This window comes from Parasphingorhabdus sp. W113 (genome assembly GCF_055693205.1).
Genome location: NZ_CM146328.1, coordinates 2,602,982 through 2,629,395, shown reverse-complemented (window position 1 = coordinate 2,629,395; position 26,414 = coordinate 2,602,982). Strand labels below are relative to the sequence as shown.

Sequence of the window (26,414 nt, the reverse complement as noted above, 5' to 3'; positions counted from 1 at the left end):
TCACAGGCCACACAAAAACCGGGCGGCGCTTCTAGGAAGCGCCGCCTGTTTTGGTTGGGGCGGGAGTCTTTTGTGCGCCCTGGAATGGTGCGATCAGGCTCCAGACCAGACTGGCCGGCCGACTATCCTGATATTCTGACAATCCAACCGTCATCGCGTCATGGCCTTTTTGCGGTTGCGCGACATAGGTGCCAAATAACCGGTCCCAAATCGTCAGGAAAAAACTGTAATTGCTATCCGTTTCGCGGACGTTGGCAGAGTGATGCACGCGGTGCATGTCGGGTGTCACGATGACCATCCGCAAGGTCCGATCCCACGCGAGCGGTAACCGGAGGTTGGCGTGATGGAACATGGACGATGCGTTCAAGATCACTTCGAACAGGAAGACGGCCATCGCGGCCGGTCCGATCAGCGCTATGCATGCGAGCTTATAGGCCATTGAAATCACCGCTTCGAGAGGATGGAATCGCGCGCCGCTTGTGACATCAAGATCGCGATCGGCATGATGTACTTTATGCATTCGCCAGAGCAGCGGGATTTTATGGAAGCCGATATGCTGCACATAGATCAGCAGGTCGAGCAGCAGGAACGCGATGACGATTTCCGCCCATAATGGCAGCTCCACAAGCGCCAGCATCCCCCATTCCCGCTGATCTGCATATTCTGCCATGCCGATGGCAAGGATCGGCATGATGAGCCGTAACGCGAGTGTATCGACAACAACCAAGCCGATATTGGTAAACCACCGCGCGCTTTTAGACTCCGTTCGCTGTCGTCTGGGCATAGCCATTTCCAGCAGCGCCATCAGCGCGAAAATACCGACGAACACGCCGAGCCGCGTGATCGTCTCATAGTGTTCGAGAAATGCCATGGGACATTGCTACCCGGAAGCCAGTGGTTTGCATAGGCCTATGCACCGCGATTGGCCATTGTGCAGGCCGGTTATGGGCAGGGATATTTTTGGGCCATAAAGCCGGCAAAGGCCGTCTTCACTTCCATGGTCCGCCGGTTCACCGGTATTGTCTTGAGATGCGCGAGAAATGCCTTGCCGTTGACTGAACCTTTGCCTTTGGGCGGCGGGCAGCTGGCCGGTTTTTTCCCGGATGCTTTTGCGGCCTGGACGTCGGCGCGATAGCTGGTTGTCACCTTTTCCATTTCCGCCATGACCGGTTTGCGATGTTTGGAAAACATGGCGCCCATCCCCGCGTTCATCAACTTCTCCGCCTTGGGGAGAAACTCTGCAACCGTCATGGCTTGCGCCGGCGCTGCAATGGTGAGGATCAAAAGACAGGCTGCGGAAAAAAGTACCGGGCGCACAAAAAAGGCCTCCTTCAACAATGAAAGAGGCCTTTTGTCTGTGTGCAACTGAACTGCTTGTGAATTTCGTGTAGCAGTTAGAAGGGCTTGCTTAAACTCCTTGCGGCTTGGGATCGCCAAACGGGCCCTTGCGGTTCTTGCCTGCTTTGGGGATCGACGTGCCAACCGTCGGAACGCTGGATGGTTTGATTACGTCTCCGTCTGCCCGCTCGACCTTGCCGCTTTCGATCAACTTGTCGATCTCTTCACCGGAAAGCGTTTCATATTCGAGCAACGCGTTGGCCAGCAGATGCAACTGCTTTTCATGTTTGGTCAGCACATCCTTGGCGCGTTCATAGCCGGCATCGACCAGACCGCGAATCTCGCTGTCAATCTTCTTGGCGGTTTCGTCGGACATGTGGACACGCTGCGACTGTGAATAACCGAGGAAGGTTTCGCCTTGCTCTTCTTCATATTGCAGCGGACCCATCTCATCCGACATGCCCCATTGGGTGACCATATCGCGGGCCAATTTGGTTGCATATTGGATATCGCCGGAGGCGCCAGAGGAAACCTTGTCATAGCCGAAGATGATCTCCTCGGCGACACGACCGCCCATGGAGACCGCCATATTGGCGTGCATCTTGTCGCGATGATAGCTGTAATTGTCCCGTTCCGGCAGGCGCATCACCATTCCCAGCGCACGACCGCGCGGAATGATTGTTGCCTTGTGGATCGGATCGGAAGCCGGTTCGTGTACCGCGACAAGAGCATGGCCCGCTTCATGATAAGCGGTCATTTTCTTCTCGTCTTCGGTCATCACCATCGATTTCCGTTCGGTCCCCATCATTACCTTGTCTTTGGCGGTTTCAAATTCATCCATCGCCACCAGGCGCTTGCCGCGCCGAGCAGCCATCAACGCCGCCTCGTTCACCAGATTGGCGAGATCAGCACCAGAGAAACCCGGGGTTCCGCGGGCGATCGTGCGGGCATTGACGTCGGGCGCCAGCGGCACTTTTTTCATATGGACTTCGAGGATCTTCTCGCGCCCTTCGATATCGGGACGGGGAACGACAACCTGGCGATCGAAGCGACCAGGACGCAGCAGCGCCGGATCGAGCACATCGGGGCGGTTGGTGGCGGCGATGATGATAATGCCCTCATTGGCTTCAAAGCCGTCCATTTCGACGAGCAGCTGGTTGAGCGTCTGTTCGCGCTCGTCATTGCCGTTGCCGAGACCGGCGCCGCGATGACGACCGACCGCATCAATCTCGTCGATAAAGACAATGCAAGGCGCGTTCTTCTTGGCTTGTTCGAACATGTCGCGGACACGGCTTGCGCCGACGCCGACAAACATTTCGACAAAATCGGAGCCAGAAATGGTGAAAAACGGAACGCCCGCTTCGCCGGCAATGGCGCGTGCAAGCAATGTTTTACCAGTACCTGGTGAACCCACCAGCAAGGCGCCTTTGGGAATCTGACCGCCCAATTTCGCGAACCGGCTCGGATTTTTCAGGAAATCAACAATTTCTTCGAGTTCTTCACGGGCTTCGTCAATGCCGGCGACATCTTCAAAAGTGACTTTGCCCTGTTTCTCGGTCAGCATCTTGGCTTTCGATTTCCCGAAACCCATTGCGCCGGATCCGCTGCCTTTCTGCATTTGTCGCAGAACGAAAAACGCGATCCCGAGGATCAGCAGGAACGGCAAGGACTGGATCAGCAGATATTGCCATATGCTCGGCGTTTCTTCTGCCTGTCCGCTATATTCGACGCCTTTTTCGTCGAGCAATTTGACGAGGCTCGGATCATTGCCAACCGGGGTTGTCGAAAACTTGTCGCCATTGGTCAATTCGCCGGTAATCTTGTCAGGCGCGATTGCCACGGTCTTGACACTGCCTTCGGCAACTTTGGCCCGGAACGACGAATAGCTGATACCATTGCCGGCATCGGCACTGGTCCCGGCACCGAACATGGATACGGTGAGCAGCAACGCGACAATGACGCCTGCCCAGATCAACATACTCTTCATCCAGGGATTGTCTTTTGGATCCTGTTCGTCATTCATAATCTGAAGCGTCCTGTATTCTTTTCGCGGAGCGGAATATTCCGTGCCTTAAAGATAGGCTTTTTGCGCGAGATAACAATATGAGCGTCAATGTTTTTGCCGATCACGCTGATCGACCCGTCAATGGCTATCGCGAAAGACTGAAATAATCGCTAATTTCTGCGCTTTGGTGCAGGCGAAAACCGCCATGTGGCGCCGCCTTGGCACAAAATATCTCCGATCGTCAGTGTTTCGCCCTGTTTCAGACCCGCGACGGTCCGATCGAGCTGAACGCCGCGCGGCGACAGGCTGGGATCGCAAATATGAAGGCATTTGAGCAACAAACGGCGAATAAGCTCGTTGGGAAAGTCGGTCTTGTCGAGCTCGCATCCGGTTTCTGTGCGATGGATATGTCGGCCCGCCAATTCGTCCACAACCCAGTGAATCGCGACCCGGGCATCGTCGAGTGCGGCCGCGCTTTGGCTTGCCAGACCAACATCGAACCCGGTCAATGTCGCCAGCGTGTCGCGCACACGAACCCGGTCAAAGCTGTGATCGCGATTGGACGGGTCTTCAATTGCGACAATGTCCTGCGCCGTGACAAACTGCACCAGTTTCTGTTTGGTGATCGACAATAGAGGTCGGACAATATGCCCGCGCCGGGCGCGGATAGCGGACATGCCGTCAATCCCGCTGCCACGCAGGATGCGCATCACCAGCGTTTCGAGTTGATCATCCGCATGATGGGCCGTGGCCAGCCATTGACATTGCGCGCGTCCGATCCACTGGTTGAGAAGGGCATAGCGGGTTTTGCGCGCTTCGGCCTGAATGCTGCCTCTAATCGGCGTGGCGGGCCGCAAAATATCGTGCGGAATACGTTTTTCGATGCACAATTGCGCCACAAAATCGCATTCCTCGCTCGCTTCCTTCCGCAGGCCATGATCTACGCTCGCCGCCGCAATCCTGCCGGGAAAGCAGCTCTGCGCTAGCAGCAACAGAGCCAGGCTGTCCGGCCCGCCCGACACCGCCAGGCCCAGCCGATCATCGCTCTGTTCAAAATTAGGGATCAACGCCGTCACGGCTTGATGAAAAGCATCGACGAGCGTTTGATCCGCCATTACCGCTCGCGAAAACCTGACGGCAGAAGCCGGCCTTCTAGCCTTTGTGGCTGTGTTGCGCGTGGCCCGCTCAATTGCAATCTGCTGCGGATTTGCCGCGTGCAACGCGGGCGCTCAGCCGACCAGTGGCCTGATCAGGATAGACATCTTCCAATTCTCCCAGAACACGGCAGGCATCCTGTTTCTTGTCCAGTTGGACCAAAGCGGTGCTAAGGAAATAGAGGCTGTCCGGTGCCCGCTCACCGCGCGGCAGTTTCTGGTAATTTTCATACAGAGCAACCGACGCCAGAGCGGGTTTGCCGTCATCAAGATAGGCCCGCCCCAGAAGATTTTTGGCAAAGCTGGCTCGCCGGTGATCAGGGTGATCCTCGGCGGCTTTTTTCAGCTGCACCTGGGCTTCCGGATAGAATTTGGCATCCCAGAGACGATATCCATAAATATACGCGTCTTCGGCCGCATCGCCGGTATTGGGCATAACAATGGCTTGCACGCCTTCAATCCGGGCCGGATCGGGGACAGGGGTCTCGGTTGTGGAACTTGTAGCTTCGCCCCCGCCGGCGGGGGCGGGGTCGGCAGAAGACACGGTGGCAGGATCCGTACTGATCGCCGGGGCACGCGCCGCCAGCTCATCTTCGATTTTCTTCAGCCGAAAGCCATTTTCTTCCACCTGGCCGGTCAGCGCGGCGAGGCTCTGTTCCATCGCATCGACCCGCGCAATCAAGTCGGAAACGGCGGATGTTGTGGTCGAGGGGGTCACTGGCGATGCCGCGTCGGGTTTGATTTCAGGTTCAAAGAAACGCGATGATCCGCCCGGGAAAACCTTGCGCTGAACCGCGCGCATTTCCTGCTCCAGTCGGTCTACCCGTTTGTCAACATTGGCATTTTGCGCCAAAGCTGGCAGCGGCGCCACAAGGCTGGTGGTGAATAGCAAAGCGGTCAAGCTCAGGACTGCGGTTTTCATTGTGAACCTCCAAATAACATCTTTGGTTTAACCATATATCATGCTGAAAAGTAAATAGATTAGCGTCCGGCTCTGCATAGCATGCGAAAAAGACGGTTCCGAGCCACTCGACGCGATTGGCTGAAGACTAGTTGTTTGTGAGATTGTCGTTTTGCACGGGCGATCCGTCGGCAACGGACTCCGAAGATTCGTTACGCGCCAGCAGCGCCGCTGCGCTGATCCCGACATCCTTGATGGTTCGATCCGCAGTGCCCAGGGCCGGAACCACCTTGCCGTCAATCGTGACGGTCAGAGCATCCGGCCTGCCCGTCAGAATTTGCGGGCCGTTGGCATCCGCTGGCACTGTATATTTTTCGCCCGGCGCCATTTCCTTTTCAAACAGCCGCTTGCCGTCATTGTCATAGATTTTCAACCACACCGTTTCGGTTGCAGTGAGGACGACGGCGCCATCTTCGGCAATCGGAGTGCTCAAGCTGTTCGGATCGGCATCAAGGCTTTGTTCCGTACCAATTTCACTGGAAAATTCCGGATCCGCTGAGGTGGAGGCAAAAGTGTCTGGTTCGAGATAAAGTGTCCGCCAAACCAGAAAGCCGACAAACAGGACAGCCGCAATACCAGCCGCGGTCAGAGCGAGATATTTGGGGGGAATGCTGCTGGGGTTGGCGGGCGCATAGCCGCTAATTTCGGGCTGGTAGGCGCCATGGCCCTGATCATCCATTTCCTCGCGGAGCTGGCTGCCGATGGTCACTTCGCTCAGGCCGACGGTCCGCGCATAGGATTTGGCAAAGCCGATCGCATAGGTCCGCCCCGGCAAGGCGCCAAGATCACCGGTCTCTATCGATTCCAGGTGCCGTTGCGGAATGCGGGTGGTTTTGGCGACATCCTCGATACTGAGATTTTTTTGCTCGCGCGCGTGACGAAGCATCTCGCCCGTATTGTGCAAGTTGAGCTCGGTGCTATCCTGCTCATTCTCTTCCGTATCAATTTCTTCGGCCACGACATTCTCCTACGGCCGGTTCGCGGTGCGACCCCGATGAACCTTGGAGACAGAGAAGCCATCAGAGCGCATAAATGTCAATGACATTCATATGTAACTGCCGCCAAATATTTGGCTTTTCGGGACTATTGCTGCATCGGCCTTATGTGCCGATACAAGATGTTACACGCCGACTATTATCCGAGGTCCACGTCCTGCTGTTCCGCCCATTGCTGAAGCGCAGCACGCGGATCATCCGACGGCTTTTCGAGCACGGATTTCAGATGGTCTTTGGTGTTTTCGAGGTGCAGGGACCGAATCATGGCCTTGATCGGGCCAACCGAAGCGGGCGTGATCGAGAGACGATTGATCCCCAGACCAAGCAGCGCCAGCGCCTCGAGCGGCCGACCGCCCATTTCACCACAGACGCTGAGCTCGATATCGAGATCTTCAGCCTGTCTGGATATACGGCCCAGGAACCGCAAGATTGCCGGGCTCAACCAGTCAAACCGCTCTGCCAGCTTGGGATTGCTGCGATCGGCTGCAAACAGAAATTGGGTGAGGTCATTGGTGCCGATCGACAGAAAGTCGAGGCGCGGCGCCATCAGATCGAGACATTCGGCCAGGGCCGGCACTTCGAGCATAGCCCCGTAGCGGATCGAAAGCGGTACCTGCTTCTTCCGGCGCTTGAGAAAATCGAGTTGTTTTTCAAACACGGCCTTGGCTTCGTCAAATTCCCAGGGTTCTGCGATCATCGGAAACATCACGCTGAGCTTCTTGCCGGCGGCGGCCTCGATCAATGACCGGGCCTGCACTTTCATCAAGGCATCGCGTTCTAGCCCGATACGCAGCGCGCGCCAGCCCATTGCCGGGTTTTCCTCTTTCACATCGCTGGCCTGAAAATAGGGCAGTGGTTTGTCACCGCCAATATCGATCGTCCGGAAAATCACCGGCTTGTCCCCGGCGGCCTCGATTACGTCGCGGTAGAAGCGCAGCTGACCGGATCGTCCCGGCATGGTCGCGGCAACCAGAAACTGGAATTCGGTGCGGAACAGACCAATGCCGTCGGCTCCCGTCAGGTTGAGCATGCCGACATCGTCGCGCAGTCCGGCATTGATGTTGAGCGCGATCCGGACGCCATCCTTGGTAATCGGCTCCGCGTCTTTCAGTGCCGTATAGGCGGCGCGCTTTTTCTGGCTCAGTTCAATCTGCGTTTCAAACGCGTTTTCCATCGAGCTGGTGGGGCGCACGAACAGCGCGTTGTCATCCACATTGAGCAGCAGCAGGTCATTCTCCCGCACGGTCTGGCGAATATTCTTGACCTGGCCCAATATGGGTATGCCCATCGCGCGGGCGATGATCGTGACATGGGCGGTCAGGGACCCTTCTTCCAGCACGACGCCCTTGAGCCGGCGGCGATCATATTCCAGCAGCTCGGCGGGACCGAGATTGCGGGCGATCAAAATCGTGTCCTGCCGCAAACCCATGGTCGCTGCTGTGCCCATCTGGCCCGAAACGATCCGCAACAGGCGGTTGGCGAGATCTTCCAGATCATGCATCCGCTCCGCGAGCAGGGGATCATCAATCTGGCGCATGCGCATGCGGGTATGCTGTTGGACGCGCTCGATCGCTGCTTCTGCGGTCAGACCACTGTCGATCGCTTCGTTGATCCTGCGGCTCCAGCCTTCGTCATAGGCAAACATCTTGTAAGTTTGCAGGACCTCTTCATGTTCGCCGCCGATGCCGAATTCGGCCTGATTGGTCATTTGATCAATCTGGGTGCGCATCTTGTCAAAGGCGGAATAGACCCGGTGTCGTTCGGCTTCCGTATCTTCGGCCACGGTATGTTCGATTTTGACCCGCGGTTGATGGAAAACCGCAAAGCCGCGGGCCTTGCCTTTGACCAGCTGCAAGCCGCCCAGTCGATCGGCGCCGTCATTTTGTGCCTGTGGCTCATTGGCGAGATTTTCGTCGACCAGATCGGCGTTCGATATGAGTTCGGACAGCACCATGGCGGCGGTCTGGAACGACTCAATTTCTTCCTCGGAATATCGGCGCGGGTCAATATGCTGTGCGCACAGCACGCCGATTGAGCGCTGGTTGCGGATAATCGGCACGCCGGCGAAGCTGTGGAATTTCTCTTCACCGGTTTCGGGGCGGTACTGGAAATCCGGGTGACTGGCCGCTTCGTCGAGGTTCAGGGTTTCGACATTTTTGGCAATATAGCCAGTCAGACCCTCGCCGAAGGCCAGCTTTGTGACATGGACGGCTTCCTGGTTGAGGCCATGGGTGGCGTATAGTTCCAGAACGCCTTCACGCCGCAGATAGATGGAACACACTTCACTGCTGACCGCTTCCGCAATTGTCTCGACAACCTGATTGAGCTTGGTCTGGGCGTTGCCCGACGATGCCATGATCGAGCGCAGCCCGGTCAAGATATTCCGGGCGGTCACCGGGCTGGAGGTTTGTTTTGTGGCCATGAAACCGATCTAGCAGAAACCGCCGCACGGAGCGATATGCAAATCGGCGTTACAAATAATAATAGCGCATCCGGTGATCCGGGATGAAGCGGTTCGGCCTCATTGCTGTCGGGCGGGGTTGCTGGTCAGGCGTCCGCCAGCAATTCCTCTTTCAATCGCAGCTTTTCTTTTTTCAGACGATGGATCAGAATCGTGTCGGGAGCGGGGCGGGCCTCTTCTTCTGCGATCTTGCGATCGACGGCCTGATGTTTTCCGCGCAGAGCTGACAGGTGATTCTTATCCATTACGTTCTCCTAAAAAGTGCTGGTGTTGGAAAGTGGTTGCGGGTGTCCCTTCCTTTGCGGGGTGGCATTGTCGATTCACCGCCGCTATCAAGCATGATCTATCTTTTAGAAGTTGTTTTGTAGATCATGAATAAAGTTAAGATGGCAAATTTGCGGAAGGCACGCAAGGGACGATTGGATCCGATATGGCGATGAGCGATGAAGAGTTGCGGGAGCGGCTTGAGATGCTGAAGATCGAGCATCGTGACCTTGACGACGCGATCGGTGCGTTGCTCGAAAAAGGAGACATCGATCAATTGCGCACCGCGCGTTTGAAAAAACGAAAATTGCATTTGCGCGACCGCATCATCCAGATCGAGAACCAACTGATCCCCGACATCATCGCCTAAACGGCAGCCGGCCTGAAGGTCCGCGATTGTTAACCAGTCCTGTCGACCGATTAACTTCACCTGTTTCCGCGTATCAGTTTGAAACAGCCCCCATATTAACCATCCGGCAATGACTTTTATCTGGTCCCGAGGCCGGAAAATTTGCTAGGTCTGCCTGATGGCCGATACCGAAGCACTGATCACGCCCAAATTGCTGGACGCGCTGTACACCGAAGCGATGATTCTGGCGGATGAGGCGCGGTCCTATTTCGAATCGGGCCGCTTTCACGAACAGAGCCAAGAAAATGCAGCGCTCGCTGTGTCTTTTTCCTGCGAATCCTTGAAGGTGACCACGCGGCTGATGCACTGCATCGCCTGGTTGTTGAATCAGCGCGCGCTCCATGCCGGTGATTTGTCCGAAGGCGAACAATGGAATCATGACCGCGCGCTCGGTTACGCAGCCGCGAGTGATGGTCCGATGGTCGCGCAATTTCCCGCGGAAGCTCAGCAGATTATCATGGTCAGCGAAGAGCTGTTTCAGCGGTTGCAACGCTTGTCGGCGCGTCTAGAACAGGAGCAAGTCGAAGAGCCGGCAATCCATGACATGTTCCGCAGGCTGCAAAGCTCCTTCTAGATCACACTGATTTCCAGCCGAGACATTTCGCCGCCTCAGCCGGTCGCTTTGGCCGCTTCCATCGTCGGATAGTCCACATAACCCTCCGGCCCCTGACTATACCAGGTCGGGGTGAAGTCGATCGGATTGAGCGCGGCGCCGGTGCGAAAGCGCTCCGGGAGGTCTGGATTGGTAATGAACGTCCGGCCGAAACTGATCGCATCAGCTTTGTTGGCGTCCAGGGCTTCCGTGGCGTTGTCGAAGAAATAGTCGCTGTTCAATACCAGTGGTTTGCTGAAAACCGGCCGGATATCGGGGCTGACGGCAGGAATATCGGTATTTCCATAGGTACCATGAGCCGGTGGTTCGCGCAGCTCGAGAAAAGCGATGCCGATGCTATCGAGCAATTTGGCCGCAGCGGTGAACGTTTCCACAGGCGTGGCATCGTCAGCGCCTTGGGAGTCGCCATTGGGAGACAGGCGAACGGCAACGCGATCGCTGCCCCAGACGTCGACGAGGCGCTGCGTGACCTCACCGAGCAAGCGAATCCGGTTTTCAATCGAGCCGCCATATTGATCGGTGCGGAAGTTGGTGCCGGAGCGGATGAACTGGTCGATCAGATAGCCATTGGCGCTGTGCAATTGTACTCCGTCAAAGCCAGCCTTTTTCGCGTTTTCTGCGGCATTCTGATAATCATCAAGCAGGCCGGGTATCTCGTCCAGTTCCAAAGGCCGGGCTTCGACATAGTCGCGCTTGCCTTGATAGGTCCGGACGCTGCCCGGCGCGGTGGTGGCGGAGGATGAAACTGGCTTTTCACCGCCGAGAAAATCCGGATGAACGATTCGGCCCATGTGCCACAATTGGCAGATGATCCGGCCGCCAGCCTGATGGACCTGCTCGACAATCGGCTTCCACGCTTCGGTCTGTTCGTCGGTCCAGATTCCCGGCGCAAACGGCGTTCCGAGACCTTGCTGGCTGATCCCCGTCGCTTCCGAAATGATCACACCCGCACCGGCGCGCTGCGAATAATATTCGCCCATGATCGGGGTTGGCACGTGCTCCATGGTTGCACGGCAACGGGTCAGCGGAGCCATGAACATCCGGTTGGGGGCGGTAATGGCGCCGATGGTGATAGGATCGAATAACGTGCTCATGCAGACAGACTTTCTCTGGTTTAATTGCTTGATGAATAGCTACGCAGGCCAGTCGATTAATGCAATGCAGTGCTTTGAAAATTTTCTCTTTCTGCCTATATCGGGAAAGTTTACTGCGCTATTCTGTGCGGTGTTTGAGGAACCGGAACCATGGCTGCACCAGCATCACCGTCTTTGCGTGACGATCCGACACTGGATGAAGTGCGGGCTTTTCTGGCGCCGCACCTCGCGGAACATGCTGCATTTGATGGCTGGAACGAGCAAGCCGTGTTGGCGGTTGCTGCCGATCAATCGGTTGATGGGGACCTTGCACGACTGGCGTTTAACGCCGGACCAGTTGATATGATCGATGCCTGGTTCCAGGCGATTGATGAAGGCATGGCCGCAAAATATGGCGCCGCTGAACTTGCCGCGATGAAGGTTCGCGAGCGGATTACCGCTTTGGTGCTGGCGCGTCTGGAACTGCTTGAGTCGAACCGCGAAGGCTTGCGGCGGGCGCTCGCCATATTGGCGTCGCCGCCGCATATTCGCCAGGCCGCGAAACTGGGCTGGCGCGCGGCTGATACCATGTGGCGGCTGGCGGGTGATACATCGACCGATTACAATCACTATACCAAGCGCACCTTGTTATCAGCGGTCTACGGCAGCACAATCAGCGTGTTTCTGGATGACGAGAGTGAATCCTATGCCGAGACGAGAGCGTTTCTCGATCGCCGCATTGAAAATGTCATGCAGTTTGAAAAAGCCAAGGCCAAACTGACCCGCCCGGGCGGGGATCGGTTCAGCATGGCCCGTTTCATTGGACGGTTGCGCTACCGGGGCAGCTGATCCCGGTATTCTGAGAGAATTGTCACCGATCTGCAGCGATGTCGCCACAAAAGACTCGCCACCATCAATTAATATTGATAATCAATCGCAACTGAGATTGATCGAGTTTTCCTATGCACGCACCCGTTACAACAGCGCTGACCCTAGACCGCCTGTCGATGCGTCAGCGCGCTGAAATTTCCGCCATCGACTGGGATGCGATGTCCGAAAATGAAGGCGCTCGTTTGCGGGCTCTGGGTATCGATGCAGGGGTGCAGGTCGAAAAGCTCCACAAAGGCATGTTCGGTTTCAACGATCCGATCGCCCTGAAAGTGGGGCGAATGATGGTCGCGGTCCGCAAAGCCCATGCGGCGGCGATATCGGTGATTGTTTCGGCCTAGAAAATGAGCACAGCAGCGCCCCTCATTGTCCTTGCGGGCAACCCCAATGCCGGCAAGAGCGCCCTGTTCAACGCGCTAACCGGTGCACGCCAGAAAATTGCAAACTATCCTGGCGTGACCGTCGAACGCAAATCAGGCCACTTTCAGTTGTCTGATGGACGGCCCGTGGAGCTGGTCGATCTGCCAGGCAGCTATAGCCTTGATCCGACGAGTCCCGATGAAGCGGTTACGCGCAGCGTGATTTTCGGTGAGCAAAAGGGCGAGCGCAAACCGGACGCGATCATCATCGTGCTCGACGCTGCCAATCTCGACAATCATCTGCGGTTCGCGCTGGAAATCATCGCGCTGGGGCAACCGGTGATTGTGGCGCTGAACATGATGGACCTCGCCGAGCGGGACGGGTTGACGCTTGATCCTGCCCAGCTGGAACAGGCGCTGGGTGTACCGGTTATCCCCACCGTGGCCGTTCGCCGGCGCGGTCTGGAGGACCTGTCCGCTGCAATTGAGACGCGGCTGGCCGAGGAAATCAACCCGGAAGCCTTGATCGTTCCCAAGCAACGCGACAGCGGGCTGCGCAAACAAGCACAGAAAATCGCCAGTCTGGCGGTGGTTTCAGAAACCGCCGGCCGCCGCTGGTCGGAGCGGGCCGATGCTGTCTTTCTGCATCCGATTGTCGGTCCGATGATTTTGCTGGCGACCATGTTCGTCATGTTTCAGGCGGTTTTCGCATGGTCCGAAGCCCCGATTGGCTGGATTGAAGGCGCCACCGAATGGGCCGCTGGCGGTATTGAAGCCAGTCTTGGTGAAGGTTTTTTGCGAGACTTCCTGATCGAAGGCGCGATTGGTGGCGTGGGATCGGTGGTGGTGTTTCTGCCCCAGATTCTGATCCTGTTTCTGTTCATCCTGTTGCTCGAAGCCAGCGGCTACATGACTCGCGCCGCTTTTATCATGGACCGGCTAATGGCCAGCGTCGGTCTGTCCGGTCGCAGTTTTATACCGCTGCTGTCGTCTTTTGCCTGCGCCATCCCGGGCATCATGGCGACCCGCAGTATTGCCGATCCCAAAGACCGGCTCACAACCATATTGGTCGCGCCGCTTATGACCTGTGCGGCGCGGCTGCCGGTCTATGCAATTATCATCGGCGCGTTCATCCCGGCGCGCGATGTGGGATGGGGCGTGGGCTTGCAGGGCCTGGTCCTGTTCGCACTTTATATTTTCGGAATTGTCGGTGCGATGCTTGTCGCCCTCGTCCTGCGGAGCACTGTGGCCAAGGGTCCCAATAGTGGTTTCCTGATGGAAATGCCGAAATATCAGCTGCCGCGGATCCGGGATATTCTCCTTGGCCTTTGGCAGCGCGCCTGGATATTCTTGCGTCGCGCCGGCACCATCATCTTTGCCGCGACGGTCGTGCTCTGGCTGATGCTGACCTATCCCAAAGTGCCGGTCGACAGTCCGCTGAGTCAGGTGGATTATTCCGCCGCCGGGCGGATTGCCAATGTGATCGAACCGGTGGTCGCTCCGATTGGATTCAACCGCGACATCGCCCTGGCGCTGATCCCGGCCATGGCGGCGCGCGAAGTTGCAGTGGCGGCTCTTGCGACAACCTATGCAATTGACGCCCCGGATGAAGAAGCCGAAGCCCGCTCTCTGACCGAGCGCCTGCAAAGCCGCTGGTCTCTGCCCACCGCGCTGGCTTTTCTCGCTTGGTTTGTCTTTGCCCCGCAATGCATTTCGACGATCGCCGTGACCAAACGGGAAACCAATGGCTGGAAATGGCCAATGTTCATGCTCGGCTATCTTTTTGCGCTCGCATATGTCGCGGCGGGGATTACATATTGGAGTGCTGTCGCCCTCGGTCTATAGACCCTCAAGAGAATCGAAATTTAACATTTATACCTCTGAGGGGAACAGACAATGGCTGGCGGCATTAACAAGGTTATCATCGTAGGAAATCTGGGTGCCGACCCCGAAGTGCGGACGTTCAACAATGGCGGAAAGGTCTGCAATTTGCGAATTGCGACATCGGAAAGCTGGAAAGATCGCAACACCGGCGAGCGCAAGGAAAAGACCGAGTGGCATAGCGTTGCCATTTTCTCCGAGGGCCTCGCCGGCGTGGCGGAAAAATATCTTCGCAAAGGCAGCAAGGTCTATATCGAAGGCAAGTTGCAGACCCGCAAGTGGCAGGACAATTCCGGCAATGATCGCTACTCGACTGAGATCGTGCTGCAAGGCTTTGATGGCAAGCTGGAAATGCTCGACTCCCGGCAGGGTGGCGGCATGGGTGGCGGCCAAGGCGGCGGCAATGACGGCTGGAGCAGCGGTGGTGGCGGCTCGGGTGGATCATCTGGCGGCGGCAATGATGGCTGGGGACAAACCGGCGGCGGTTCCGGTGGTGGCTCAGGCGGCGGTCAGGGCGGCGGCGCCTTTGACAGCGACCTGGATGACGACGTACCGTTCTAGAATTGTTGGCCGATAGTGCAGTCCGGGTTGGGAGGCCTGGGCGACAATTACCATTTGCGGCCAACCGTAACGCCAATCAATACGATCACGTCTATCGAAGGGGACCGACCGAGGCACCAGCCTCCAAGACCGATGAGGGTAACGGACTAAAATGAGCAATTGCGACCTGTGTAGCGTGCGGAACCGAGCGATTTGCTCTGCTCTCGATCCGGATGAGTTGATTGCACTGAACCAGATTTCCCGAAAGGTTGCGATCAAAGCGGGCCAGGCACTGATCTGGGAAGGCGATGATTCCCTGATCGTGGCCAATGTCGTGGAAGGTGTTTTCAAGCTGACATCCTCGCTCGAAGACGGGCGCGAGCAGATTATCGGCCTGCTATATCCGTCAGACTTTGTCGGCCGGCCGTTTGGCGACAAAAACGAGTTTTCCGTCACCGCGCTGGCGGACTCCAAAGTGTGTGTCTTTGCGCGCTCCGATTTTGACAAATTCGTTCGTGCGCATCCGGACATGGAGCACAAGCTTCTGCAGCGTACATTGGTCGAACTCGACCGGGTGCGCCGCTCGATGCTGCTGCTTGGCCGGAAAACAGCGGCAGAGCGCGTCGCCTCCTTTCTGCTGGAAATGTCAGAGCGCATGGCCGATGCTACTTGCGTGACGGTTACCGGTCAGCTTGAAACCTTCATGCTCCCGTTCGGGCGACAACAGGTAGCGGATATATTGGGTTTGACCATAGAGACGGTCAGTCGCCAGTTTACCCAGCTCAAGAAGGACGCGGTGATTGCCTTGCCTGACAACAGAACCGTAGAAATTCTGGATCACCAGCGCTTGACTGAAATAGCTGATATTTCTCTGGTTCGCTAAAGAATGAAATCCGGATGCGTTTCAATCGAAACCCCGAAATCTGCCAAATTCGAAGCTATTTCAATCCGTTGATCTAGATCAATGCGGCCATCAGGTCTGCGTGGCACTGGTTCCCCGTTGACCGCGATTTTTCAAATCGCTGAAACGGGGAAGGAAATTATGGATATTTTGCTGTTAAAAGCCGGCGGCTGGCTGGCGCTCGCATTTCTTGCGCTGGCCGCGATGGTTCTCGCTGTGGACACGGGGTTTGCGGTCCACATGGCGATCATGGGGGCAGCGGCAGTGATTGCCCTGCTCGTGACGATCAACAAGGTTGACTATGCCGCGATGGCACGGGGGATATTAAAGGCCCCCGCAGACCCCGGGCGCTATGACGATGATGTCATCCGTTGGGGTGTGATCGCCACCATATTCTGGGGCATTGCCGGTTTAACAGTCGGCCTGGTGATCGCGCTGCAACTGGCGTTTCCGGTGCTCAACTTCAATCTTGAATATACCACATTCGGGCGCCTGCGCCCGCTCCACACATCTGCCGTAATTTTTGCTTTTGGAGGCAATGCGCTGATCGCAACGAGTTTTTACGTTGTTCAGCGCACGTGCAGGGCGAGGTTGGCCTTCCCGGCCTCGCCCGTTTCGTTTTCTGGGGCTACCAGCTGTTTATCGTGCTGGCGGCCACTGGCTATCTGATGGGAGTCACCCAGTCCAAGGAATATGCCGAGCCGGAATGGTATGTCGATATCTGGCTGACCATCGTCTGGGTTTCCTATGCCGCCGTGTTCATCGGAACCGTCGCGCGCCGTTCGGAACCCCATATCTATGTCGCCAACTGGTTCTATCTCGCGTTCATCCTGACGGTTGCCATGCTGCATCTCGTCAATGGTCTGGCGATGCCGGTCAGTCTGCTTGGCGCGAAAAGCTACAGCGCCTTTGCCGGCGTGCAGGATGCCCTGACGCAATGGTGGTATGGCCATAATGCCGTCGGATTCTTTCTGACCGCCGGCTTCCTGGCGATGATGTATTATTTCGTGCCCAAACAGGCGGAACGACCGGTCTACAGCTATCGCCTGTCGATCATCCATTTCTGGTCGCTGATCTTCCTGTATATCTGGGCCGGCCCGCATCATCTGCACTACACGGCGCTGCCGGACTGGGCGCAGACATTGGGGATGGTCTTCTCGATCATCTTGTGGATGCCGAGCTGGGGCGGGATGATCAACGGCCTGATGACGCTCAACGGCGCGTGGGACAAGATCCGCACCGACCCGATTATCCGGATGATGGTGCTTGCCCTCGCTTTTTACGGGATGAGCACCTTTGAAGGGCCGATGATGTCGATCAAGGCGGTGAACAGCCTGTCGCACTATACCGACTGGACCATTGGTCACGTCCACAGCGGCGCGCTGGGATGGAACGGCATGATCACCTTTGCCTGCATCTATTACCTCGTTCCCCGCCTGTGGGGTCGCCAGCGGCTCTATTCCCTGCGGATGGTGAACTGGCACTTCTGGCTCGCGACGCTCGGTATCGTTCTGTACGCGGCGGCCATGTGGGTGGCTGGCATCATGCAAGGCCTGATGTGGCGCGAATATGGCGAAGATGGCTATCTTGTCTACGCCTTTTCCGAAGTCGTGTCGGCGATGCTGCCCATGTACCTGATCCGCGCAGCGGGTGGGTTGCTCTACCTCGCTGGAGCCCTGGTGCTGGTCTACAACGTCTGGATGACGATTGCCGGTCGCCAGCGGGATGAGAAAGCGATGACCGAAACGCCGCATAATCCCGAAGCCGACAAGCCGATCGTGGCTCGTCCTGCCATTGCACCAGCGGAATAAGGGGAAAGCTCATGGCCTTTGCTGAAAAACACAAGAAGCTTGAACGCAATGTTACGCTGCTCGGACTGGCAGCCTTTGCTGCGGTGGCAATTGGCGGGATTGTCGAAATTGCGCCGCTATTCTGGATCGACAACACGATTGAGGAAGTGGAAGGCGTTCGCCCCTACACTCCGCTCGAACTGGCTGGGCGCAATATCTACATCCGCGAGGGCTGTTACAGCTGTCACAGCCAGATGATCCGCCCGTTCCGCGATGAAGTGGAGCGCTATGGTCACTATAGCCTCGCGGCGGAAAGCATGTATGATCATCCGTTTCAATGGGGTTCCAAACGCACCGGGCCCGATCTGGCGCGGGTTGGCGGGCGCTATTCGGATGAATGGCATGTCCAGCATCTGATCGACCCGCGCTCGGTGGTTCCGGAATCGATCATGCCGCCTTATGCCTTTCTCGCCGAAAAGGACTTGAACGCTGGCGACATGGTGCAGCATCTCACCGCTCAAAAGCGAGTCGGCGTGCCCTATAGCGACGAGGCAATTGCTGCGGCCAATGAGGATCTGGTCACCCAGGCCGATCCCAACGCCACGCCCACCGATCTGATCAAGCGCTATCCGAAAGCGCAAGCGCGCGATTTTGACGGCGATCCGGACCGGTTGACCGAAATGGATGCTCTGGTGGCCTATTTGCAAATGATTGGCACGCTGGTCGATTTCGAGGCGGGTGAAGCGCAGGAGCAGCCGCGATGAACTACGAAGAGCTGAGACATTTTGCCGATAGCTGGGGCCTGATTTTCCTTAGCATGGTGTTTCTGAGCCTGATTGGCTGGACCTTCCGGCCCGGTTCCAGCGCAAAGAACAAAGATGCGGCAGAAATGATCTTTGAAGAGGATCGTGACGATGGTTGAGAAGAAACGGATTGATGAACCCACGGGCACGCAGACGGTTGGCCATGAATGGGACGGTATCGAGGAACTCGATACGCCGATGCCGCGCTGGTGGCTGTGGACGCTCTATGCGACGATCATCTGGGGTCTCGTCTATGTTGTGCTCTATCCGGCCTGGCCGATGCTCAACAGCGCGACGACCGGAACATTGGGGTGGACCAGTCGTGGGGATTTCGAGCAGACAATGGCGGCGCGGGAAGCGGAACTGGAACCGATCCGTGCGGCCTTGGCTGCGACGCCGATCGCGCAACTGGCCGAGCCTTCGGAACTGCGCAACCAGGCCATTCAAGGCGGACAATCGGCGTTCAAGGTGCATTGCGTGCAATGCCATGGCGCGGGCGCTGCCGGGTCTGTGGGCTATCCCAATCTCAACGATGATGAATGGCTGTGGGGCGGCGATCTCGAGGCAATCGAATATACGCTTTTCCACGGTATCCGCAATCCGGAGCATGACGAGACCCGTTTCTCGATGATGCCGGCATTCGGGCGCGACGGTCTGCTGGAAGCCGATCAGATTGCCGATCTTGTATCCTATGTCCGGGTGCTGAGCGGGCGCGAGCAACAGAGCGCGGCGGCGCAGCGCGGCGCGGTTTTGTTCGAAACCAATTGTGCGATCTGCCACGGAAGCGATGGCAAAGGCGACCGCCAACAAGGCGCGCCCAACCTGACTGATGCGATCAGTCTGTACGGACTGGACCGGGCGTCGCTGACCGAGACGATTACCAATAGTCGCTATGGTGTCATGCCGCGCTGGGGTCACCGGTTGGACGAGGTCACGATCCGGATGCTGGCGGTCTATGTCCACTCTCTGGGTGGCGGTGAAGCTACGCCGGTTGCGCCTGATGCGACGGCTGATGCCGATGCGGCGGCGCAGAGCGGCGAAGAGAGTGCGGATGATGGGCAATCCTGACGAGATTCTCGATCCCGGACTGAAACTGTACGAAAAGCGGAAAGGGGTTTTTCCCAAGGCGGTCGATGGTTCATTTCGACGTCTGAAATGGGTGATCATGGCGGTCACGCTCGCGATCTATTATGTGACTCCATGGATCCGCTGGGATCGCGGGCCCTATGCCCCCAATCAGGCGGTGCTGGTCGATCTCGCCAACCGGCGGTTTTACATGTTCGGTATCGAGATCTGGCCCCATGAATTTTACTATGTCGCCGGTATGCTGGTGATGGCCGGCATTGGTCTGTTTCTGGTAACCTCTGCCGTCGGGCGCGCCTGGTGCGGCTATTCATGTCCGCAAACTGTCTGGACCGATGTGTTCCAGCATATCGAGCGCGCGATTGATGGCGATCGCAACGCCCAGTTCCGGTTGCAGGATGCACCCTGGGGACCGGAGAAGATTGCCAAGCGCTTGAGCAAATGGACGATCTGGCTGCTGGTTGCCCTCGCAACCGGTGGCGCGTGGATATTCTATTTTGCCGATGCGCCGACCCTGGCGCGTGATTTTGTGACCGGGGAAGCGGCCTTTGTTGCCTATGCAACGGTTGGCGTATTAACCGCGACAACCTTTATCTTCGGTGGTTTCATGCGCGAGCAGGTCTGCATCTACATGTGCCCGTGGCCGCGGATTCAGACCGCGATGATGGATGAAAAGTCGCTGACCGTCACCTATCGCGACTGGCGCGGTGAACCCCGCGGCAGCGTCAAGAAAGCGGAAGCCCAGCCCGGATCGTTCGGCGATTGTATCGACTGCAATCAATGCGTCGCGGTTTGTCCAACGGGGATCGATATTCGCGAAGGACCTCAGATCGGTTGTATCACTTGTGCGCTCTGTATTGACGCCTGTGATACGGTGATGGATCAGGTCAGCCGACCCCGCGGTCTCATCGCCTATGCCACGCTCGAAGACGCGGAGCTCGAAAAAGCAGGCAAGCCGGGCAACCCCATTTTGAAAACGCTGCTGCGGCCCCGGACATTGGTCTATTTCTCGGTATGGGGCGCGATCGGCCTGGCAATGCTGTTCGCGGTCGGCAATCGCACCCGTATTGACATTAGCGCCAATCACGACCGCAACCCGCTCTATGTGCAGCTGGCGGATGGTCATGTCCGCAACAGCTATACGGTCAATTTGCGCAATATGGAGAACCGGCCCCGCACTATGGAGATCAGCCAGTCCGGTTTGCCATCGGCGATCATGTGGTCGGCCGATGGCGCGCGAGCAACCGCACAGGATATCGTAGCGATCACGGTGCCAGCCGACAGTGTCCAGAAAGTGCGACTCTATATTGCCGCGCCGGGCGACGGCCCCACCCGGGAAGAATTTGATCTCGCCGTGGAAGCACGGGATGATCGCACCGCCAGAGATACGCATGGCGTCTTTTTTGAACGACCGGAGAATGGATCATGACGATGGAAAATAGCGACCGCAAAAAATTCACCGGTTTCCATGCAACCGTCATTATCGTTGCCTTTTTTGCCGTCGTGGTTTGCGTCAATCTGGTGATGGCACGTTTTGCCATATCGAGTTTCGGTGGCACGGTGGTCGACAACAGCTATGTGGCGAGCCAGAAATATAACCAGTGGCTCGATCAGGCCCGGCAACAGCAGGCTTACGGCTGGACGGTGACGCCGGCTGTGCGGTCAGGCGACCGGCTAGTGGTGGCGATGACCGATGCCACCGGCGCAGCGCTCGAAGGCGCGGATATCGTTATTAAGGCCGAGCATCCGGTCGGCCGGACAGAGACGTTGACTATCCCTTTTGAAGAAACCAGCGGCGGCGCATACCGCAGCACGATAGCGGTACCGCAAGGCCGCTGGAAACTGCGCGTGTCGATCGTCCATCAGGGCAAGACAATGACGCTCAAACAGGAAGTGTCTTGACCGTTGCCGTATCCTTGTCCGGCGATAGCCAAGGCGGATCTCGCCAAGCGCGGGAAGTGGTTTCGCGCTTTTCCGTGCCGGCCATTCGCTGCGCTGGCTGCATATCCAAAATTGAAACCGGATTGATCCAGGACCCGGATATCGTGTCGGCGCGAGTCAATTTCTCGACCAAGCGGGTCGCGGTGGCCCATCGCCCCACGCTCGGCGAGGATGCGGTGAAGCGCCGGATCGAGCAGCTGGGATTTGAAGTCGAGATCCTGGCCGATAATCCCCTGGCCATCGAGAAAGGCGGCACCAGCAAGTTGATCCGCGCGCTGGCCGTGGCGGGGTTCGGGATGATGAACATCATGCTGCTTTCGGTCAGTATCTGGTCCGGCGCCGCTGGCACCACGCGGGACCTGTTTCACTGGCTTTCGGCGCTGGTTGCAATACCGGTGATCCTTTATTCCGGCCGACCCTTTTTTGCCTCTGCCTGGATGGCGCTGCGACACGGCCGTACCAATATGGACGTGCCGATCATGATTGGTATCGTGTTGGCGACGGGATTGAGTCTTTTTGAAACCATGACTGGTGGCGCGCACGCCTATTTCGAAAGCGTGGTGATGCTGATTTTCTTCCTGCTGGCCGGCCGCGTGCTCGATGCGATGATGCGGGATCGGGCGCGGAACGGAATTGCGGCGCTGCTGAAACGCAATGCGGCCGGCGCGATGGTGCTGGACGAATCGGGTCGCAGCCGCTGGCTGGCGGCGGCCGATCTGCGTCCCGACATGCGGATGATTGTCGCTGCTGGCGATAATCTGGCGGCCGATGGCGTGATCGAAACCGGGGGCAGCGCGTTTGATTTGTCCTTGATGACCGGCGAAAGCGAACCGCAGACAAAAACCGTCGGGGATGATGTTCTGGCCGGAACAACCAATTTGTCCGCGCCGGTGACCGTCCGGATTACGGCTACCGGGGAAGATACCAGTCTCGCTGATATCGCGCGACTGATGGATGACGCCGGGCAACGGCGGTCCTTCTATGTCCGGGTCGCCGATCGCGCGGCACGGTTCTATGCGCCCGCTGTCCATAGTCTGGCCCTCGGCGCATTCATTTACTGGATGCTGGCCGGGGCAGGGTGGCACCAATCCCTGCTGATCGCCGTGGCGGTGCTGATTATCACCTGTCCCTGTGCCCTTGGTCTGGCGGTACCTGCAGCGCAAGTCGTCGCCTCGGGCGCGCTTCTCCGCAAGGGCGTGATGATCAAGGATGGCAGTGCGTTGGAACGGTTGGCGACGGCTGATCTGGTGTTGCTTGACAAAACCGGCACGTTGACGCTGGGCCGGCCGGTGCCGCAAAATCTCGAACAGATCTTGCTGCCGCATCGCCAGGTGGCGCTGGCGCTGGCGCAAGCGAGCAATCATCCGGTCAGCAAAGGGCTGCGTGCGGCCTTGCTGGATCAGGGCATCGCGCCGGCCGCGCTGGAAGATGTGTCGGAAGTGCCGGGCGAGGGGATGTCTGGGTGCTGGAATGGGATCGCCGTGCGGCTCGGCAAGCCGGAGCGCGCGGGTCGCCAATTGTCCTGTGCATTGCAGATTGGCAATCAATCCCACGATATTGAGTTGCGCGATATGTTAAGACCAGATGTAAATAGGGCGATCGCCGGGCTCGGTAATCTGGGCCTCGGCGCCACAATCCTGTCGGGTGACAAGGCGGAATCGGTCGGACCCATTGCCGAAGCGCTGGGACTGACTGCGCAAACCAGCGCCAGTCCGGAGGCGAAGCTGGATATGATCACGCGGTTGAGCGCCGCAGGGCATCGACCCTTGATGGTCGGCGACGGTCTGAATGACGGACCTGCCCTGGCGGCGGCCCATGTCTCGATTGCGCCAGGTTCGGCCAGCGATGTGGGTCAGCAGGCGGCCGATGCGGTGTTCACCAGCAACTCGCTGTTGCCAGTGGCGCTGGCAGTCAAGGTTGCCAGACGGACGATGCAAATTGTCCGACAGAATTTTGCTCTGGCAATCGGATATAACATATTGGCGGTGCCGCTCGCGCTGACCGGGATGGTGACCCCTTTGATCGCAGCGATCGCGATGTCGCTTTCATCGCTGATTGTGGTGGGCAATGCCTTGCGTCTGAATCGGGCCACGCGATGAACGGCCTGATGATCCTGATCCCGGTGGCCCTGTTGATGGGGTTATTCGGTCTGGTGGTCTTTTTCTGGGCGATCCGGCACAACCAGTTTGAAGATCTCGACGGAGCTGCGCAGCGGGTTCTGATTGATGATCAGGAAGAGCAACAGAACCGGGAGGAACCGGAAAATGGCCTCTAGCCCGCTGTTTACAGGACCCAGTCATCCGGCCTGGCTGGCGGTCGTCATGCTTGCGGTTACCCCGATGGTTCCCGACACCGACAGGCTGATGTTGTCGGTTTGCGGCGCCGATGGCGTGAACCGGACTGTTTCCGTGCCGATAGAGCGTGATGAGGATCGGCCTGAAGACTGCGCGCAAGCCTGTCATGCGGTCTGCAGCCGCAAGCCGGCCGATGGTGACCGGCCGGGAGAAGAGGTTTGATCTAAACCCGCGAAGCTTGCTGTCAGTGTCCCATCAACAATGGAACATTGCTCTCGGCAAGGAGGCTTTTGGTGACGCCGCCGAACAGGGTTTGCCGCAAACGGCTGTGACCATAGGCGCCCATCACCAGCGCGCTGACTCCGAGCTCTGTTGCGAAGTTCAACAGGATGTCCGGCGCCTCTGAGCCTTTGCCTTTCAGTTCGTGGAGGACCGTGGCCACCCCGTGCCGGGTCAAATAGGTCGCGGCTTCGGTGCTTGGAAATTCGCTTTCATCGTCGCCGACGGTGGCGAGATGCACCTCCTTCGCCAATTGCAGCATCGGCATTGCCAGCCGGATCGCCTTGGCCGCTTCCCGGGTTCCATTCCAAGCGATCACCATCGGCGCGGCGCAGTCAAAGCTGTTCAGCGCCGTTGGAACCACTAATGTTGCCGCATCAGCATAGACCGCGATATCGCCCGCAATCGGCAACGGTTCGTCGCCCGCATTTCGGTTGCCGAAGGACTGGCTGAGGATGATCAGGTCGGCCAGACGGCTATAGTCGGTAATCAGCGTTGCCGGGTCGCCCAGTCCGGTCTTCCAGTCCCAGGACACGTCCTCATCCTTCAGGCGGTCTTCGACCTTGGCGCGGTGTCGACGCTCTGCAGCGTCCATTTCGTCAAAGCTGATGCCCGATACAAAGTCACCACCCATTGATCCGAACGACATGGGCGCAAACTGCGTCGTTGGCTGGACACAGGTCAAATGCGCTTCATGTCCGCGCGCGATGTCCAGCGCGACTTGCAGCCGCGACTCGAGCCCATTGTCATCAAATACATGCAATATAATCGATTTCATCATCTCTCTCCTGTCCAAGTGGAGAAAGTATAAGTCTGCGGCGGTGCGCACCGCATTGATCTGCCGCAATGATCAGCTGATCCGCATGCGATCCCCGGTCGTCAGTTGAGGCAGTAGGCGATCCATATCGCGCCGCGCAATCGCCACACACCCTTCCGTAGGCTTTGCTGACCGCCAGATATGGAAAAAAACGGCACTTCCTTTGCCCGGCTCCGGTGGAGCGTCGTTGTGGCCAAAAATGACAATGATATCATAGAGCGGATCGTCCCGGATCAGCGCCTCCGCGCTGTAGCGGTGCGGCAATCGCACCGGACGATTATACTGGGGGTCGCGGGGATCATCCGACCAGCCATCCGATGATCCGATCCATCGCCAGGGCAATTGCAGGCCAGGGGGTGGTGCGCTGCGGCCGGGACGGAACAAGACCGCTCGCATGGGCCATTCGCCCAGCGGTGTATGGCCATCCCCTTCCTGTTTGTCAGCAGCGGGGCAAACGCCCGCGCGCCCCAGCGCGCAGTCCATCCGTTCCTCTTCGAAGGTGAGGCAGCGTGTGGCGCTGTCCACCGTCAGGATGGTCAAAGCTTGTGTCCGGTGCGATCCCGCTTCGTATCGAGGTAGAATTCGTTGTACGGATTGGCCGCAATCTTGACCGGCATGCGATCGGTCACGGTGATCCCGCATGCCTCGAGCCCGGCCACTTTTTCGGGATTGTTGGTCATCAGCTGGATCGCCGGGACATTGAGCAGATCGAGCATCCGCGCGGCGATCGAGAAATCTCTTGCGTCGATCGCGAAACCAAGCCGCTCGTTCGCGTCCACCGTATCAAATCCCTGATCCTGCAAGGCATAGGCGCGAAGCTTGTTGATCAGACCGATCCCGCGCCCTTCCTGACGGAGATAGAGCAATATGCCCCAATTGGATTCGCTCATTTGTCCCAGCGCCGCATGCAGTTGCGGTCCACAATCACATTTCAGGCTGCCGAGAACATCGCCGGTCAGACATTCGCTATGCAAGCGGGCAACCGGCGTGGTGCCATCCCGTTCCCCGACGACCAGCGCAATATGATCGGTGGCATCGGCGTCGCTGCGAAAGCCATAGATATGGGCCTTGCTGTTCGCGGCCACCGGCAAACGCGCATGGGCGCTGATGATGAGATTGTCGGAATCGGCATAGTCGTCGACGTCACTGGCTGCGACGCGATCTTCTGCGGGGCCTTCGACCACCAGAAAGGCTGGCAACATGCCGGCATGGCGGGCCAGTTCCATCGCGGCCTTCGCGGCCTGTGCATTGCTCAGTTCCGTGCTCCGAAACGGGCCCTTCAGGGGATATTCCATGTCCTTTACCGGATCGATGATCGCATAAATCTCGGCCGCGCTGACCGGCGGCGTGAGTATGATCTGAACTGGCAGGGCCGGGTCAGCCGCCGCGCGTTGATTGAGCAATTTCAGCGTGTCCGCCCGGCTGGCCGAGATCAGCAGGTTGATCGGCGCCTGATCCGGGAGGGCAGCGTCAATATCGGCGGTTTCAATCGGCAACAGGGTGAGGGCGTGGTCGTCGGCGTCAATGGTTATCGGCCAGCCACGACGCATGGCATCAATGGCCCT

At 57.8% G+C, this 26,414-nt stretch carries 27 protein-coding genes and 1 pseudogene; 16 read left to right on the top strand and 12 right to left on the bottom strand.

Translation table 11 applies throughout. The annotated features are described in order from the left end of the window. Positions 1–31: 31 nt before the first annotated feature. The 8 genes from ACZ1GS_RS12685 to ACZ1GS_RS12650 all read right to left on the bottom strand — a co-directional run bounded on the left by ACZ1GS_RS12685 (position 32) and on the right by ACZ1GS_RS12650 (position 9,159). The gene (locus ACZ1GS_RS12685) at positions 32–871 is read right to left on the bottom strand and encodes a sterol desaturase family protein (RefSeq protein WP_472695544.1); all 840 of its coding nucleotides are present in this window, start codon (positions 869–871) and stop codon (positions 32–34) included. A gap of 71 nt (positions 872–942) precedes the next feature. Next, complete coding sequence (locus tag ACZ1GS_RS12680; RefSeq protein WP_472695543.1) at positions 943–1,437, bottom strand: hypothetical protein; 495 nt, start codon at positions 1,435–1,437, stop codon at positions 943–945. Further along, positions 1,409–3,361 (bottom strand): ATP-dependent zinc metalloprotease FtsH, encoded by a 1,953-nt coding sequence (ftsH, locus tag ACZ1GS_RS12675; RefSeq protein ID WP_472695542.1) that lies wholly within the window; start codon positions 3,359–3,361, stop codon positions 1,409–1,411. The genes ACZ1GS_RS12680 and ftsH overlap by 29 nt, the downstream gene beginning before the upstream one ends. Before the next feature lie 152 nt (positions 3,362–3,513). After that, positions 3,514–4,458: a tRNA lysidine(34) synthetase TilS gene (gene tilS, locus ACZ1GS_RS12670; RefSeq protein ID WP_472695541.1), complete on the bottom strand. Its 945-nt coding sequence runs from the start codon at positions 4,456–4,458 to the stop codon at positions 3,514–3,516. 70 nt (positions 4,459–4,528) lie between these two features. Then, positions 4,529–5,419 (bottom strand): tetratricopeptide repeat protein, encoded by an 891-nt coding sequence (locus ACZ1GS_RS12665; RefSeq protein ID WP_472695540.1) that lies wholly within the window; start codon positions 5,417–5,419, stop codon positions 4,529–4,531. A gap of 127 nt (positions 5,420–5,546) precedes the next feature. Further along, positions 5,547–6,416, bottom strand: coding sequence for a helix-turn-helix domain-containing protein (locus tag ACZ1GS_RS12660; protein ID WP_472695539.1), 870 nt, complete (start codon positions 6,414–6,416; stop codon positions 5,547–5,549). Positions 6,417–6,592: 176 nt separating this feature from the next. Continuing rightward, positions 6,593–8,875 carry a phosphoenolpyruvate--protein phosphotransferase gene (gene ptsP / locus ACZ1GS_RS12655; RefSeq protein ID WP_472695538.1) on the bottom strand — a complete coding sequence of 761 codons (2,283 nt, stop codon included), beginning with the start codon at positions 8,873–8,875 and terminating at the stop codon, positions 6,593–6,595. Positions 8,876–9,000: 125 nt separating this feature from the next. Continuing rightward, entirely contained in the window at positions 9,001–9,159 is a 159-nt protein-coding gene (locus tag ACZ1GS_RS12650; RefSeq protein WP_472695537.1) for a YdcH family protein, read from the bottom strand. Between the two features lie 191 nt (positions 9,160–9,350). On the opposite strand from ACZ1GS_RS12650, the gene ACZ1GS_RS12645 reads away from it, so the two are divergent. Together ACZ1GS_RS12645 and ACZ1GS_RS12640 are read left to right on the top strand one after the other, a co-directional pair. Continuing rightward, positions 9,351–9,548 carry a YdcH family protein gene (locus ACZ1GS_RS12645; RefSeq protein ID WP_472698135.1) on the top strand — a complete coding sequence of 66 codons (198 nt, stop codon included), beginning with the start codon at positions 9,351–9,353 and terminating at the stop codon, positions 9,546–9,548. A gap of 157 nt (positions 9,549–9,705) precedes the next feature. Continuing rightward, positions 9,706–10,161, top strand: a complete 456-nt coding sequence (locus ACZ1GS_RS12640; RefSeq protein ID WP_472695536.1) for a DUF1465 family protein — start codon at positions 9,706–9,708, stop codon at positions 10,159–10,161. Between the two features lie 35 nt (positions 10,162–10,196). On the opposite strand, the gene ACZ1GS_RS12635 is transcribed toward ACZ1GS_RS12640, so the two are convergent. After that, on the bottom strand, positions 10,197–11,294 hold the full coding sequence (locus tag ACZ1GS_RS12635) for an alkene reductase (RefSeq protein ID WP_472695535.1): 1,098 nt from the start codon (positions 11,292–11,294) through the stop codon (positions 10,197–10,199). 150 nt (positions 11,295–11,444) lie between these two features. Between ACZ1GS_RS12635 and ACZ1GS_RS12630 the strand changes: the two genes are divergently transcribed. The 14 genes and pseudogenes from ACZ1GS_RS12630 (at position 11,445) to ACZ1GS_RS12565 (ending at position 23,975) form a co-directional block, all read left to right on the top strand. Continuing rightward, positions 11,445–12,122 carry a COQ9 family protein gene (locus ACZ1GS_RS12630; RefSeq protein ID WP_472695534.1) on the top strand — a complete coding sequence of 226 codons (678 nt, stop codon included), beginning with the start codon at positions 11,445–11,447 and terminating at the stop codon, positions 12,120–12,122. Between the two features lie 113 nt (positions 12,123–12,235). Next, complete coding sequence (locus tag ACZ1GS_RS12625; protein ID WP_472695533.1) at positions 12,236–12,502, top strand: FeoA family protein; 267 nt, start codon at positions 12,236–12,238, stop codon at positions 12,500–12,502. Between the two features lie 3 nt (positions 12,503–12,505). Beyond that, positions 12,506–14,365: a ferrous iron transporter B gene (feoB, locus tag ACZ1GS_RS12620; RefSeq protein WP_472695532.1), complete on the top strand. Its 1,860-nt coding sequence runs from the start codon at positions 12,506–12,508 to the stop codon at positions 14,363–14,365. Positions 14,366–14,416: 51 nt separating this feature from the next. Beyond that, positions 14,417–14,962, top strand: coding sequence for a single-stranded DNA-binding protein (ssb, locus tag ACZ1GS_RS12615; protein WP_472695531.1), 546 nt, complete (start codon positions 14,417–14,419; stop codon positions 14,960–14,962). A gap of 151 nt (positions 14,963–15,113) precedes the next feature. Further along, complete coding sequence (locus tag ACZ1GS_RS12610; protein ID WP_472695530.1) at positions 15,114–15,824, top strand: Crp/Fnr family transcriptional regulator; 711 nt, start codon at positions 15,114–15,116, stop codon at positions 15,822–15,824. A 159-nt stretch (positions 15,825–15,983) separates the two neighbouring features. Next, positions 15,984–17,653, top strand: a pseudogene (gene ccoN, locus ACZ1GS_RS12605) (cytochrome-c oxidase, cbb3-type subunit I). A gap of 11 nt (positions 17,654–17,664) precedes the next feature. Next, entirely contained in the window at positions 17,665–18,396 is a 732-nt protein-coding gene (gene ccoO / locus ACZ1GS_RS12600; protein WP_472695529.1) for a cytochrome-c oxidase, cbb3-type subunit II, read from the top strand. Next, positions 18,393–18,554 (top strand): cbb3-type cytochrome c oxidase subunit 3, encoded by a 162-nt coding sequence (locus ACZ1GS_RS12595; RefSeq protein WP_472695528.1) that lies wholly within the window; start codon positions 18,393–18,395, stop codon positions 18,552–18,554. The genes ccoO and ACZ1GS_RS12595 overlap by 4 nt, the downstream gene beginning before the upstream one ends. Next, entirely contained in the window at positions 18,547–19,503 is a 957-nt protein-coding gene (gene ccoP, locus ACZ1GS_RS12590) for a cytochrome-c oxidase, cbb3-type subunit III (protein WP_472695527.1), read from the top strand. Before ACZ1GS_RS12595 ends, ccoP begins: the two co-directional genes overlap by 8 nt. Beyond that, positions 19,490–20,947, top strand: coding sequence for a cytochrome c oxidase accessory protein CcoG (gene ccoG, locus ACZ1GS_RS12585; protein ID WP_472698134.1), 1,458 nt, complete (start codon positions 19,490–19,492; stop codon positions 20,945–20,947). Before ccoP ends, ccoG begins: the two co-directional genes overlap by 14 nt. Beyond that, on the top strand, positions 20,944–21,420 hold the full coding sequence (locus ACZ1GS_RS12580) for a FixH family protein (protein WP_472695526.1): 477 nt from the start codon (positions 20,944–20,946) through the stop codon (positions 21,418–21,420). The genes ccoG and ACZ1GS_RS12580 overlap by 4 nt, the downstream gene beginning before the upstream one ends. Positions 21,421–21,476: 56 nt before the next feature. Continuing rightward, positions 21,477–23,558, top strand: a complete 2,082-nt coding sequence (locus ACZ1GS_RS12575) for a heavy metal translocating P-type ATPase (RefSeq protein WP_472698133.1) — start codon at positions 21,477–21,479, stop codon at positions 23,556–23,558. Beyond that, a complete protein-coding gene (ccoS, locus tag ACZ1GS_RS12570) occupies positions 23,555–23,734 on the top strand; it encodes a cbb3-type cytochrome oxidase assembly protein CcoS (protein WP_472695525.1) in 180 nt (59 codons plus the stop codon). The genes ACZ1GS_RS12575 and ccoS overlap by 4 nt, the downstream gene beginning before the upstream one ends. Then, positions 23,724–23,975 (top strand): hypothetical protein, encoded by a 252-nt coding sequence (locus ACZ1GS_RS12565; protein WP_472695524.1) that lies wholly within the window; start codon positions 23,724–23,726, stop codon positions 23,973–23,975. Before ccoS ends, ACZ1GS_RS12565 begins: the two co-directional genes overlap by 11 nt. 22 nt (positions 23,976–23,997) lie before the next feature. Here ACZ1GS_RS12565 and ACZ1GS_RS12560 read toward each other — a convergent pair whose 3' ends face one another. The 3 genes from ACZ1GS_RS12560 to ribA all read right to left on the bottom strand — a co-directional run bounded on the left by ACZ1GS_RS12560 (position 23,998) and on the right by ribA (position 26,399). Then, positions 23,998–24,813: a universal stress protein gene (locus tag ACZ1GS_RS12560; RefSeq protein ID WP_472695523.1), complete on the bottom strand. Its 816-nt coding sequence runs from the start codon at positions 24,811–24,813 to the stop codon at positions 23,998–24,000. A 69-nt stretch (positions 24,814–24,882) separates the two neighbouring features. Further along, positions 24,883–25,389 (bottom strand): L,D-transpeptidase family protein, encoded by a 507-nt coding sequence (locus ACZ1GS_RS12555; RefSeq protein ID WP_472695522.1) that lies wholly within the window; start codon positions 25,387–25,389, stop codon positions 24,883–24,885. Next, positions 25,386–26,399, bottom strand: coding sequence for a GTP cyclohydrolase II (ribA, locus tag ACZ1GS_RS12550; protein ID WP_472698132.1), 1,014 nt, complete (start codon positions 26,397–26,399; stop codon positions 25,386–25,388). Before ribA ends, ACZ1GS_RS12555 begins: the two co-directional genes overlap by 4 nt. Positions 26,400–26,414 lie beyond the last annotated feature (15 nt).

Bases quoted from the DNA above. Each gene is read 5' to 3' on its own strand.
- ACZ1GS_RS12665 (WP_472695540.1), bottom strand. From the start codon at position 5,419: ATGAAAACCGCAGTCCTGAGCTTGACCGCTTTGCTATTCACCACCAGC.
- ACZ1GS_RS12625 (WP_472695533.1), top strand. From the start codon at position 12,236: ATGCACGCACCCGTTACAACAGCGCTGACCCTAGACCGCCTGTCGATG.
- ccoS (WP_472695525.1), top strand. From the start codon at position 23,555: ATGAACGGCCTGATGATCCTGATCCCGGTGGCCCTGTTGATGGGGTTA.
- ptsP (WP_472695538.1), bottom strand. From the start codon at position 8,875: ATGGCCACAAAACAAACCTCCAGCCCGGTGACCGCCCGGAATATCTTG.
- ACZ1GS_RS12650 (WP_472695537.1), bottom strand. From the start codon at position 9,159: ATGGATAAGAATCACCTGTCAGCTCTGCGCGGAAAACATCAGGCCGTC.
- ACZ1GS_RS12640 (WP_472695536.1), top strand. From the start codon at position 9,706: ATGGCCGATACCGAAGCACTGATCACGCCCAAATTGCTGGACGCGCTG.
- ACZ1GS_RS12610 (WP_472695530.1), top strand. From the start codon at position 15,114: ATGAGCAATTGCGACCTGTGTAGCGTGCGGAACCGAGCGATTTGCTCT.
- ACZ1GS_RS12595 (WP_472695528.1), top strand. From the start codon at position 18,393: ATGAACTACGAAGAGCTGAGACATTTTGCCGATAGCTGGGGCCTGATT.
- ccoP (WP_472695527.1), top strand. From the start codon at position 18,547: ATGGTTGAGAAGAAACGGATTGATGAACCCACGGGCACGCAGACGGTT.
- ACZ1GS_RS12685 (WP_472695544.1), bottom strand. From the start codon at position 871: ATGGCATTTCTCGAACACTATGAGACGATCACGCGGCTCGGCGTGTTC.
- ftsH (WP_472695542.1), bottom strand. From the start codon at position 3,361: ATGAATGACGAACAGGATCCAAAAGACAATCCCTGGATGAAGAGTATG.
- ssb (WP_472695531.1), top strand. From the start codon at position 14,417: ATGGCTGGCGGCATTAACAAGGTTATCATCGTAGGAAATCTGGGTGCC.
- feoB (WP_472695532.1), top strand. From the start codon at position 12,506: ATGAGCACAGCAGCGCCCCTCATTGTCCTTGCGGGCAACCCCAATGCC.
- tilS (WP_472695541.1), bottom strand. From the start codon at position 4,458: ATGGCGGATCAAACGCTCGTCGATGCTTTTCATCAAGCCGTGACGGCG.
- ACZ1GS_RS12645 (WP_472698135.1), top strand. From the start codon at position 9,351: ATGAGCGATGAAGAGTTGCGGGAGCGGCTTGAGATGCTGAAGATCGAG.
- ribA (WP_472698132.1), bottom strand. From the start codon at position 26,399: ATGCGTCGTGGCTGGCCGATAACCATTGACGCCGACGACCACGCCCTC.
- ACZ1GS_RS12580 (WP_472695526.1), top strand. From the start codon at position 20,944: ATGACGATGGAAAATAGCGACCGCAAAAAATTCACCGGTTTCCATGCA.
- ACZ1GS_RS12630 (WP_472695534.1), top strand. From the start codon at position 11,445: ATGGCTGCACCAGCATCACCGTCTTTGCGTGACGATCCGACACTGGAT.
- ccoG (WP_472698134.1), top strand. From the start codon at position 19,490: ATGGGCAATCCTGACGAGATTCTCGATCCCGGACTGAAACTGTACGAA.
- ccoO (WP_472695529.1), top strand. From the start codon at position 17,665: ATGGCCTTTGCTGAAAAACACAAGAAGCTTGAACGCAATGTTACGCTG.
- ACZ1GS_RS12565 (WP_472695524.1), top strand. From the start codon at position 23,724: ATGGCCTCTAGCCCGCTGTTTACAGGACCCAGTCATCCGGCCTGGCTG.
- ACZ1GS_RS12560 (WP_472695523.1), bottom strand. From the start codon at position 24,813: ATGATGAAATCGATTATATTGCATGTATTTGATGACAATGGGCTCGAG.
- ACZ1GS_RS12635 (WP_472695535.1), bottom strand. From the start codon at position 11,294: ATGAGCACGTTATTCGATCCTATCACCATCGGCGCCATTACCGCCCCC.